Origin of the sequence: Nostoc sp. ChiQUE01b, from assembly GCF_034531255.1 — a bacterium.
In the GTDB taxonomy this organism is placed as follows: domain Bacteria; phylum Cyanobacteriota; class Cyanobacteriia; order Cyanobacteriales; family Nostocaceae; genus Nostoc.
In genome coordinates, this window is the sequence record NZ_JAVRBM010000075.1 from 33873 (window position 1) to 44899 (window position 11027).

General features: G+C 42.1%; 10 protein-coding genes and 1 pseudogene. 5 read left to right on the top strand and 6 right to left on the bottom strand.

Features of this window, described 5'->3' with window-relative positions:
- Positions 1-183 precede the first annotated feature (183 nt).
- Positions 184-684, top strand: coding sequence for a GNAT family N-acetyltransferase (locus RMY63_RS32440; protein ID WP_322732640.1), 501 nt, complete (start codon positions 184-186; stop codon positions 682-684).
- A gap of 119 nt (positions 685-803) precedes the next feature.
- Here RMY63_RS32440 and rimM read toward each other — a convergent pair whose 3' ends face one another.
- Entirely contained in the window at positions 804-1391 is a 588-nt protein-coding gene (rimM, locus tag RMY63_RS32445) for a ribosome maturation factor RimM (RefSeq protein ID WP_322732641.1), read from the bottom strand.
- A gap of 107 nt (positions 1392-1498) precedes the next feature.
- Positions 1499-2782, bottom strand: coding sequence for a valine--pyruvate transaminase (locus RMY63_RS32450; RefSeq protein ID WP_322732642.1), 1284 nt, complete (start codon positions 2780-2782; stop codon positions 1499-1501).
- Positions 2783-3192: 410 nt separating this feature from the next.
- Here RMY63_RS32450 and RMY63_RS32455 point away from each other — a divergent pair, with 410 nt between their 5' ends.
- Positions 3193-4302 carry an S-(hydroxymethyl)glutathione dehydrogenase/class III alcohol dehydrogenase gene (locus RMY63_RS32455; protein ID WP_322732643.1) on the top strand — a complete coding sequence of 370 codons (1110 nt, stop codon included), beginning with the start codon at positions 3193-3195 and terminating at the stop codon, positions 4300-4302.
- Between the two features lie 344 nt (positions 4303-4646).
- On the opposite strand, the pseudogene RMY63_RS32460 reads toward RMY63_RS32455, so the two are convergent.
- Positions 4647-5120, bottom strand: a pseudogene (locus tag RMY63_RS32460) (alpha/beta fold hydrolase); the annotation flags it as partial.
- Between the two features lie 18 nt (positions 5121-5138).
- Positions 5139-5402: an alpha/beta fold hydrolase gene (locus tag RMY63_RS32465; RefSeq protein WP_322732644.1), complete on the bottom strand. Its 264-nt coding sequence runs from the start codon at positions 5400-5402 to the stop codon at positions 5139-5141.
- 182 nt (positions 5403-5584) lie between these two features.
- Here RMY63_RS32465 and RMY63_RS41960 point away from each other — a divergent pair, with 182 nt between their 5' ends.
- Positions 5585-5725 (top strand): DUF29 family protein, encoded by a 141-nt coding sequence (locus RMY63_RS41960; protein ID WP_416212566.1) that lies wholly within the window; start codon positions 5585-5587, stop codon positions 5723-5725.
- A 64-nt stretch (positions 5726-5789) separates the two neighbouring features.
- Here RMY63_RS41960 and RMY63_RS32470 read toward each other — a convergent pair whose 3' ends face one another.
- Together RMY63_RS32470 and RMY63_RS32475 are read right to left on the bottom strand one after the other, a co-directional pair.
- Positions 5790-7469 (bottom strand): ATP-binding protein, encoded by a 1680-nt coding sequence (locus tag RMY63_RS32470; protein ID WP_322732645.1) that lies wholly within the window; start codon positions 7467-7469, stop codon positions 5790-5792.
- A gap of 490 nt (positions 7470-7959) precedes the next feature.
- Positions 7960-9864, bottom strand: a complete 1905-nt coding sequence (locus tag RMY63_RS32475) for a GTPase family protein (RefSeq protein ID WP_322732646.1) — start codon at positions 9862-9864, stop codon at positions 7960-7962.
- Between the two features lie 251 nt (positions 9865-10115).
- Between RMY63_RS32475 and RMY63_RS32480 the strand changes: the two genes are divergently transcribed.
- Both RMY63_RS32480 and RMY63_RS32485 read left to right on the top strand, forming a co-directional pair.
- Positions 10116-10406, top strand: a complete 291-nt coding sequence (locus RMY63_RS32480) for a DUF433 domain-containing protein (protein WP_322732647.1) — start codon at positions 10116-10118, stop codon at positions 10404-10406.
- Positions 10403-10615 carry a DUF5615 family PIN-like protein gene (locus tag RMY63_RS32485; RefSeq protein ID WP_322732648.1) on the top strand — a complete coding sequence of 71 codons (213 nt, stop codon included), beginning with the start codon at positions 10403-10405 and terminating at the stop codon, positions 10613-10615. The genes RMY63_RS32480 and RMY63_RS32485 overlap by 4 nt, the downstream gene beginning before the upstream one ends.
- Positions 10616-11027: the final 412 nt, after the last annotated feature.

The following is an 11027-nucleotide window of genomic DNA, read 5'->3' on the forward strand; positions in this document are numbered from 1 at the left end:
ATTAACATTATAAATCTGCATTTGCTCGATCATAATTATCTAGTACAGCACGGGGTAAATAAAACTACTATTGAAAATCGACAAAAAACCAACATTTAATCGCTTTGGAATTTGGAATTTTAAATTTTGAATGATGAAGAAGCTAAAGATAAAATATTCCTTAGTGTTAAGAGGTAATCGAACGTGGATTTATCGGTTCGGGAAGTTGAACTTAACGATGCTGAAGCTATTGTCAGCATTTTGAACCCAATCATTGAAGCTGGAGTATATACAGTATTTGATACTCCATTCACTGTAGAAGCTGAACGCGAATACATTTTACACTTTCCAGCGCGTGGGGTATTCCACGTAGCTATCTGCGGTTATGAGCAAAAGATTGTGGGATTTCAAAGTATGGAACCATTTGCTACTTACACCCATGCTTTTGATCATGTGGGAGTGCTAGGAACTTATGTAGCTCTGTCACATCGACGACAAAAAGTTGCTACAAGTTTATTTAATGCTACGTTTGAGGTTGCCCGTCACCGAGGATATGAGAAACTATTCACTTTTATCCGTGCAGATAATATGGCAGCGCTAGCTACTTACCTCAACCAAGGCTTTTACATTATTGGTACAGCCAAAAGACAGGCGAAAATCAACAGGACATATATAGACGAAATCATCATTGAAAGATTTTTGTAAGTATGTCTAAACTTTACCTTATTAAGATTTTTGGTAAAGCTTGAGTCAGGTCGCTTCTCTACGAGACGCTACACGAACGCTTTGAATTAAAAATTAAAAATTCCCATTCAATTAATAACCTAATTATTAATTTCCAATAACCCAGGCGGCGGTGTAATTTCAATGCGATTAGATTTCAAGTCTACTACTGGTGCGATCGCTTTCACAAATGGAATCAAAACAGTCTTTTGTTTTTTGTCATTTGTCATTTGTCCTTTGTCATTCGCAAAGGATTCATGCAACTTGACTTCTAACAAATCATTGCCGGCGGGGATGATATCTACCACCGTACCCACGAGTTCACCAGATGCTTGCATGAAAACTTCCAAGCCAATCAAATCGAGGACATGATATTCATCTTCGCCTAATTGGGGGCGAGCGCTTGCTGGCACCATTAACTTACAACCGCGCAGCGCCTCTGCTTGATTGCAATTTTCCACACCAGCTAATTTGATCGCATACAAGTTTTTGTTACTGATATAACGTCCTGTTAATAATTCGATTGGTTGTGGTTCCATATCACCAGGACGCAACAACCAACGTTTTCCCGGCACTTCAAATCTTTCGGGAAAGTCTGATACAGGATAAACCCGTAATTCTCCAGACAATCCTTGAGGGGCAACAATTTTACCGATTTCTAGCCAATTATCTGATTTGTCATTTGTCATTTGTTATTTGTCATTGGAGAAAAAATTCTTATAACTCCTAACTCTTAACTCCTAACTTTTAACTCCTAACTTATAACTCCTAACTTATAACTCCTAACTTTCCCTAATCACGCAGTCACAGCCGCACGCTTATAAACTTCTTCAGCCACTTTTGCTAAACGTTGCATAGCAGTGGCAATCTCCTCATCGCTGCCGGTGAGGCTGATACGGAAACATTGGTGCTTGTGCGCCCACTCTTGGTCTAAACCGGGAAAGAAAGTGCTTCCAGGGACAATAATCACACCTACTTGCTTAACTTGCTGATAAAATTCCCAATCACTGATGGGTAAATCCTGTAACCATAACCAAGCAAAAATTGCTCCTTCACCGCGATGCAAGAACCAAGGTAAATTCTTGGGCATCGCTTGTTCTAAGCTGGTTTCTAAAACGGTAAACTTATTTTGATAAAAGGGACGGATGACAGTATAAGAAATTTCCACTAAAGCGCCAGAATTAATTGCAAGAGCTGCGATCGCTTGGCCGTAACGTGAAGAATGGAGACTCATATTTGCCTGAAAACACTCCAGCACTTCAATCCACTTTTCATCTCCAATAGCAATACCAATTCTTTCTCCTGGTAATCCGGCTTTCGATAAACTCATACAGTGGAGAATATTATCACCAAACACTGGTGTCATTTCGGTAAAGTTTAATGCTGGGAAAGGAGGCGCATAAGCTGAGTCAATTAACACGGGTAGATTGTAAGGCGCAGCCAAGGCGGCAATCTTTTTCACCTCATCATCGCTGAGGACGTTACCAGTAGGATTACAGGGGCGAGAGAAGAGGATACAACCAGTATTTTCTGTAATCGACAGTTGGCTGAAGTCAGGGCGATATTTAAATCGGTGGGCAGTTGCATCAATATCAAGAGTTGGTTTGTAGGCGATTAGGGCTTTTGGAACTAAGCAGATACCGCCGTAACCTGTATAGTCAGGGCTAAGGGGTAAAACGATTTGTTTTAACTCGCCGCTAGGGGTGTAGCCACCGAAAGTATTAGCAGCGTAGAAGTAGAGGGTTTGACTACCGGGGGTAATCAGGATATTGCGTTCGGTTAATTTTAACCCATAGCGTTTGTTGAAGTCGTTGGCGATCGCTTCAACAAATGGTGCATAGCCCTGACTTGAGCCATAACGACAAACTACCTCGCCATATTCTGGGCTAGCTAAAAGTTGTGCAGTACAATCTCGCCATAATTGCTCTACTTCTGGCAAAATCAACGGATTACCAGCACTCAAATTAATAAACTGCTGCCCTGCACCCGCTCGTAACGTCTCGATAATATCCTTCATGATTGCTCTGACGCCAGTCAGGTTGGACATTTGAGCGCCAATTTGAGTTAGGGCAGGGTTCATAAGCTGTGACAAAATGTATTAATTGAGGGGTGGACAAATTATTTGGGGGTTGCTGCTGACATCCAGTTTACATCGTTGTCAAAACAGCTGTTGCCGCCTTTAACCAATCTAGCTAGAGAATGATATTTTGACAAAGTGATATTTATCGTTGTAGTGGCGATCGTGCTTAGTAAATATGATGAAGTAATACAAAAGTTTATCATGCGTTCAATATTTATGAGGGGAGTGGGGAGTGGGGAGATGAGGGAGATGAGGGGGATAAGGGGGATAAGGGAGACATGGGGGAATTATTGAATAAATCTCTCCCTTATCTCCCCCCTCTTCCTTGTCTCCCTCATCTCTTCTCTATGCCCAATGACAAATGACAAATGACAAATGACAAATGACAAAACTATACAGGAGCGCTGACATTGGAAGTTAAAGCAGCAGTCGCTTACAGCGCAGGTAAGCCGTTGACGATTGAAACCGTTCAACTATCGGGGCCACAAGTCGGCGAAGTGTTAGTTGAGGTGAAAGCAAGCGGAGTTTGTCATACCGACGCTTTTACCTTATCTGGTGATGATCCCGAAGGTTTATTTCCGGCTATTTTGGGACATGAAGGTGCTGGTGTGGTAGTAGAAGTAGGCGCTGGTGTCACCAGTCTCAAACCAGGGGATCGTGTAATTCCCCTCTACACTCCCGAATGTCGTCAGTGCGAATATTGTTTGAGTTTCAAAACTAATCTCTGTCAAGCCATTCGCCTAACTCAAGGACGCGGTGTTATGCCCGATGGCACCAGTCGCTTTAGTATCGATGGACAGATGATTCATCATTATATGGGTACATCCACTTTTGCCAACTATACAGTACTGCCGGAAATCGCTTTGGCAAAAATTCGGGAAGACGCCCCCTTTGATAAGGTTTGTTACATTGGCTGCGGTGTGACTACTGGTATTGGTGCAGTCATCAATACTGCTAAGGTGGAACCTGGAGCAAATGTTGTGGTTTTTGGTTTGGGTGGTATAGGCTTAAATGTCATCCAAGGGGCGCGGATGGTAGGGGCAAATATGATTGTCGGGGTGGATATTAATCCCAACAAACGCGCCTTGGCACAAAAGTTTGGCATGACACACTTTGTTAATCCTCAAGAAGTAGAGGGTGATTTAGTTCCCTATCTAGTTGATTTAACAAAAGGCGGTGCTGATTACAGCTTTGAATGTATTGGTAATGTCAAAGTTATGCGTCAAGCATTAGAATGCTGCCACAAAGGTTGGGGTGTCAGCGTGATTATTGGTGTTGCTGGTGCTGGACAGGAAATCAGTACTCGTCCTTTTCAACTAGTAACTGGGCGCGTTTGGAAAGGTTCAGCATTCGGTGGCGCTAGAGGCCGTACAGATGTGCCAAAAATTGTTGATTGGTATATGGAAGGTAAAATAAATATTGATGATTTGATTACCCATGTGATGCCCATTGAGCAAATTAATGATGCTTTTGAGTTGATGCATAAAGGTGAATCAATTCGCAGTGTAGTGACTTTTTAGCTATTAGATTTCAAGCTTTTTAGCAAAACAGAATTAACAGTCGAAGCACATATCTTTTATGTGTGTAAACTTAAGAGAAAATACCCAATTTACCAGGACAAACGCATCTAAATATTGAAGATTAACGATCAAGATAGAATTTTCCAACACTTTATAGCGGTTCCCGACCTGGTGAGGTACGTTTTCAAAGCTACTAAGCTTGTTAAAAAATATTTGGAAATATCTCGGTGTACCTCAGTTGCTTAGGAAACGCTATATCAGATGGGACTTTAAAAAAATTAAGTTTTACCGAAGAAGAATGATAATCATTGTGAGAGTAAAGGAGAATTCTATTGATAATTGAATTACAATAAAAAATCAATCAAAATTTTTGCAAATTCAGCAGTATGGCTATAAAGAATTCCATGTCCGCCTTGTTTAATGATTTTGATTTCTGAACCAGGAATTCTGTTATTCAAAATAATACTATTTTCAGAAGTAATTACGTAATCGCTATCTCCAGTAATGATTAAGGTAGGCGCTTTAATACCTTGCAGTAAATTACAGTTATCGTGAGTATTGTGCGCCTGTAATAATCTCATAATACCATCTTGCTGGCTATGATAAAGTGAGGTTTTTTTAAAAAAATCTTCTGCTTTTTCCCGGTTATTAGGGATAGCTAAGTATGATACTGGGAAAAGTAGATCCAATAAATCTCCTTGATTATTTGGGTCAAAAATGCTGCAATCTCCACCTGCCATTGTATAGGACAATATCAATTTATTGAGCTTGGTAGGATGTCTCAAGGCAAACTGTTGAGCAATCATACCACCCATGCTGCCTCCAAGAACATGAGCTTATGCTATTCCTAGAGCATTAAGCAATCCTGCTACATCATTTGCCATATCAGCAGTCGTGTAGTTGTCTATTGACTGACTTTTTGTACGTCCAGAATCGCGGTTATCAAACACAATGACTTGGTAATGTTTTGCTAGTTCATCAAGAAATACATCCCCCCAGTCCAAAAGGCTGAAGCTTAAACCCATAATCATGAGTAGGGGATAACCACTGCCTTTAACCTCGTAATAAATGCTAATATCTCCAACTTTATTTTCTGGCATTTGAACATCCTCTAAAGATCCAAAATCAGAAAATACAATAATTGGCTAGCTTTCAAAAAGGTTTCTTAAAGCTTTTCAAGAATTTTAGCTAAATTAACATCATGTTGAGTGTCAATTTATTAGTAATATCAAAAGCTAACATCTCAAGTTGCTGAACGAAAATCCTAGCCTGAAGCCTTACCTTGAAGAAGCACTCCAGGAATCATCATGAAAATGCTAGGAATTTAGCATCAGGTGAGACAAATTTGCCACTTTCAACTTTTCCCAACCAATGTTTATATCTTTTTGAGGTAATTCTGAGCGCTCTGCTTTTATCCAGGTGAGTTTACCACAGATGATTTAATGAATTGACACTCCTCAATCAAAATTCACAAGTAGCCAAATTTGTCAGCTTGATAATACTCCATCAAAGTATCGATCAATTTCTGCCGTAAGTATTTCAAAGTCTACTGGCTTAGTCAAGTGGCATTTAAAACCAGACTTAAGCGCAAGCTGCCGATCCTCCTGACTACCGTAGCCGGTAAGCGCAATCATAATTGAGCGAGTAAATTTGGAGTCTTTACTTAGTTCCTGTGCAACGGCGAATCCATCCATTTCGGGAAGTCCGATGTCACAAATAATCACTTGAGGCTCAAGCTTATTTGCAGTTTCTACCCCTAAAATTCCATTGTTGGCAATGGAAACTTCATGCCCAAAGTGCTCAAGTACTGCTTGTAATGATAAGGCTGAATCCTCGTTATCTTCGATGACTAAAATCTTCAACGATTTTTTCGCCGCCTCTGTAATTTCTAGGTCGTTGTCCAAGGTTGTAATCTCTTCGCATATAGGGAGAGTAACTTTGAATTCTGCTCCCAAATTAATCCCTCTACTTGAGGCTTCAACATTACCACCATGAAGTTCCACAAGACTTTTTACTACCGAAAGTCCCAAACCTAGCCCGCCTCTCGAACGATCTAAACTGCGATCGGCCTGGGTAAACGGCTCGAAAAGTTCTGGTAATATTGTCGGGTCTATGCCGATGCCTAAGTCTCTTACAGATAAGACCGCTACACTGCCTGAGCCATTTTCACCTGGAATAACTGAGAAATCCACCCAGATTGTCCCATCTGGCTGGGAAAATTTTAAGGCGTTATCAAGAAGGTTTCCAAAGATTTGGAAGAAGCGAGTGGAGTCAACATAAGCCCATACAGGCGTGTTTGGCAGGTCTTGTACTACGTTAAGATTCCATCTCTTTGTTGCTTGTACATGATCGTTGAGACTTTGGCGAACCAATTCCACCAGATTAACCTTCTCAAGGTTTAATGAAATCTTTCCATAAGTGATGGACGATACGTCAAGTAACTCATCGATCAATTTCGAGAGGTGCTTAATCTGGTGTTGCATCATTAAAACTGTTTCCCCAACTGCGCCTGTCTCGCCTAGCTTCAACTTGAGTAGCTGAACGCCGTTGGAGATGGGGGCAACAGGATTCCTCAGTTCGTGAGCCAGCATGGCAATAAATTTGTCTTTCAGGGCGTTTTGGTTCGTCAGTTTCTGAAAAAGTTGCACGTTAGCGATCGCAACTGCTGTAGTATCGGTCAAAATCTCTAGCATTCCGATCTCTTGGGGTGTGGCTAGGTGGTGTGTACTCCAGTAAGCTCCGATCGCACCCAATGGATCGGAAACCCGAATCGGAACCATGACTAAACTTTTGACAAAAGTCACCTTGTATGCATCAATAGGAATTCGTGCATCTTGGTAAATATCCTCAATTACGGCTGCTTTTTTATTGAGCATTGCCCAACCGGAGATGCAAGACTTGAGCGGAAAACGCATACCTTTCCAAAGTGGCCCGATGGCGTTTTCATCGACATAGTGGCAACATTCACCATCCCGCAATACAAAAGTTACTCCATCAGCATTTGTGAGATCGCGAGCAGCCAAACGCACAATCTCAATAATTTCCTCAATAGTCCGTACACAAGCCAAATCCTTCACGACCGAAAGCACCCTGTTGTAAGACGAAATGCTATCGCTTTGATCTAAATTCTGTTCTTGAGAGATGGAGGTTTGTAGTATATTTTTCATAAAGAACTCCGAACATAAGGATATCTGTATAAAAACTTAGCTAAAGCGGGTAGGTTCAGCAGACACCTATTCTTAATCGTAATCTTAACTTTGATATTGAGATTACAATCTGTTACTGCATTTTTACTATTCCTTATATAGTATGAAATTCTTGAAAAGTGGTAAGTAAATATTCGTAATTTACTTTGATTTACTAATGCAAACTTTTAGTGTTTAATCTACGTGAATTACGTAGCAGCTTAAACTCCTTATTTAGACGTAGTATTTGCAAGAGAATCGAAGATGCGTCAGCCCCTTTGGGGAAGTCAAAAGTCAAAAGTCAAAAGTAAGAACCACCAAAATAAATTTAGGGGCTTGAAGTATAGACGTAGTATTTCTTGCGCTATGCGTCTCAAAATACATTTTTTCTTTTTCCATAAATAAATTTAGGAGCTTGTACCTTTTTCTTTATGGTCACAATCTTTCGTAAACATTGCCGATCGCAGGCAAATTATTTGGCGATCGACAGATAATACTCAAATCGCTGCCCGAGTTGTTTAACCGTTAGATTTTGAGTCCAGTACTCCACTAGGGCGTGACCAAATGCCCAAGCGTTGCGATCGGGTGCAGCAGAGTTTTCCAGCAATAGCGGCCAAAGGGATAGCAATTCAAAGTTGAGCGAGTTGGGGTTCAAGAGCGAGAAAAGCTCATATCCCATTTGCAGTTTGCCAATCACAATCGGCAACTGTTCCACGGGAATTTGCTCCGCCAGCATATATGCTAAAGCTGGAGATCCGGTTGAAAGCGTAGAAACAAACTGGAGGACGGGACTTTTGAGCAATGCCGTTAATCCTTGTGTTGTCGTCATCTGGAAGGTATAGTGGTCGATGATTTTGGCAGCAGCGACGATGCGGGCTTCTAGATTACGCAAAAAGCGGGCGAGACGGAGTTGCTTGGTAGGTGCGATCGCATCCACTAATCCCAAAGATAGCGCCTCCACTCCCCAGGCAACTCGACCCGTTTTGCTGTCACCTGTAACCACGGGTAAAACTAGATTACAGAAGTTTCCTAGCAGTTTAGCACGATATTCAGTGGCTTCGCGAATCGCAATTTCTTTGGCGCGATCGCCCCATTCCCAATCATAAGGTGGTTGCCATTCGCGGATCGGACGCAGCCGATCTACCTGGGTGACAATCGCGATTGCGGGTAAATCTGCAACTTCTGCTTTGATGTCTTGCAAAAAGTCCACATCCATTTGCAAGGCAGGATCGAGGGCAGGGGTAGCTAACAGTAGTAAATCTGCATTATTAGCATAATCAAGCACCAAATTTCGTAGCTCGGCACGGTTGACTTGTTCGTAACCAGGTGTGTCCAAAAGCGTTAGGGTTTCCCCAGTTTGAGTCTGCCATTGATAATTCTGAATGCGATCGGTACTGGGTAAAACATCAACGGCTGCGAGATCCGCCTGAAATAGCGTGTTAATCAGGCTACTTTTTCCCGATCCCGTGCGCCCTACCAGCAGAATATTCACGGGTTTTTGCTCAACTGCCTCGGCTGGTTCAGCTTGAGTCAAGATTTCTCGGAGTGTTTGGGTTTTTGCCTTGGGTAAAGTTGGTGTAGATACTACAGTTGCTGGAACTGGGCTACGTCCGTAAAGTGCGATCGCTTGTCGGCATAAGTTTCTCAGGGCAGCTTCCCGGAATAACTGGCTCAAATTCCCCAATAATTGCTGAGTTGCTTGGTTACTGAAACCCTGACTGGCTTGTTTTGCCACCGCCGCCACCGGATTTAAGATCCACTGTGCCCAGTTCCAAACTTTCCAGAATTTCCGAGCCGATGGTTCCAACTTCCGATAGACCTCATATCCTTGGTATGCTTGTCCAACCGTTACTTGATTGAGGATCGGGGATAACTTTTGCATCCACTGATCCATATCATCCACCGTTCCGCGAATCAGCCCGTAAGCTTGGGGGACGTAAATATTCAGCAGAGGATATTGAATTTGAGGATTGTAGATATGAGCGATCGCCACCACTAAATCCTGGCATCGCGTCCAAAAAGTTTGCCAGTCTTCCCAAATCGGGCGATCGCTTTGTGCTGCTTGGAGAATTTCTTGAAGGGCGGCTTCTGCAAGTTTTGTGGTGTCACTTCCCACAGGTAGCCCTACTGTATCCTCTGCTGTCGATTCCAGTTCTTCACGGACTTGAGTTAATACAGCTTCTACTTGGTTAACAGCTGGTTGAGTCCATTTGACTAGCAGCCAACGCCAACCAACAAATAAAACGGTGAATACACCCCAAATCCAATTAATACCCCACGCATGAATTTGTAAACCGGCGGACACCAGTAAGAAAATGATGATAAACGCGATCGGGATTGCTAAGACTGCCCACTGCCACAGTTTTAATCGCACCATTGCCCCATACCTGCTTTGAATTGTTGGGAAATTCGAGTTTTTGCAAAAATTACTCTTATAAAAAGTCTATCGTCTCAAATCTAGGCAGGATGTTTGATATTCTTGGATTAGTGCTAGACTCCTAATTATTAGGGATAAATGTTTTATTTGCTGTGGGCAGCTAAATAAATAACTGGACATTTATATTTCTAGATTAGAAGAAGTTTTAAATTGCTCACTTGCTTATGGGAGCAAAATTTAGTAACCAAGCTATGCAAACCATTACCGACATTGGCACGCTAATTGTCAGCACACCGGGAACCTGTGGTGGTCGCCCTCAGATTGTGGGACACCGGATTACGGTACACAACATTGCGATCGACTTCAACGCAGGCATGAAACCGGAAGAGATAGTTGTCCAAAGACCACAGCTAATGTTGGCACAAGTTTATCCAGCGCTAGCTTACTACTATGCTAACAAAGAAGTAATTGACACGGAGATTGCCGCAGAAATTGAAGAATACGACCGTTTGGAAGCTGAATATACCGCGAAGAGACAGTGAGCCAAATTCGTTTGTATTTAGATGAAGACAGCGTTGAGAAGTCCTTAATCAAAGCTTTCTGTAATGCAAACTTGGATGTTGTGACAGTGGTCGATGTGAGCAGGCAGAGCTATTCTGATAACGAGCAGTTAATTTGGGCAACAGAGCAAGGGCGTACCATCTATAGCTACAACGAAGAGACTTCTGCTGCTTACATAACGAGTTTTTAGCCACAGAGAGAAATCATGCCGGCATTATCTTATTGCAGCAACAACGCTATTCAGTAGGACAAAAGTTACAAGGGTTGCTCAAATTGGTTGCTACTTGTTCGGCTGAGGAGATGGTAAACCAACTGGTGTTTTTGAGTGCTTATATTGATAAAAGCTTTTAGACCACTGTCAGCGTTTTAATTAATACTAGTGGCGTGACACAGCTAAAATGTTGCAATAAATTTTCTTGTAGTGTGGGCTTCTAGCCCGCACCAGACGGGCGAGACGCCATTGGTGTCAAGTTAAGGCAGAAGCCCAAATGTCAAAGGTATGTTCATTGAATTCGGGGTGTCGTTTATTGAATTCGGGCAGACGTTTATTGAATTCGGGGTGTCGTTTATTGAATTCGGGCAGACGTTTATTGAATTCGGGG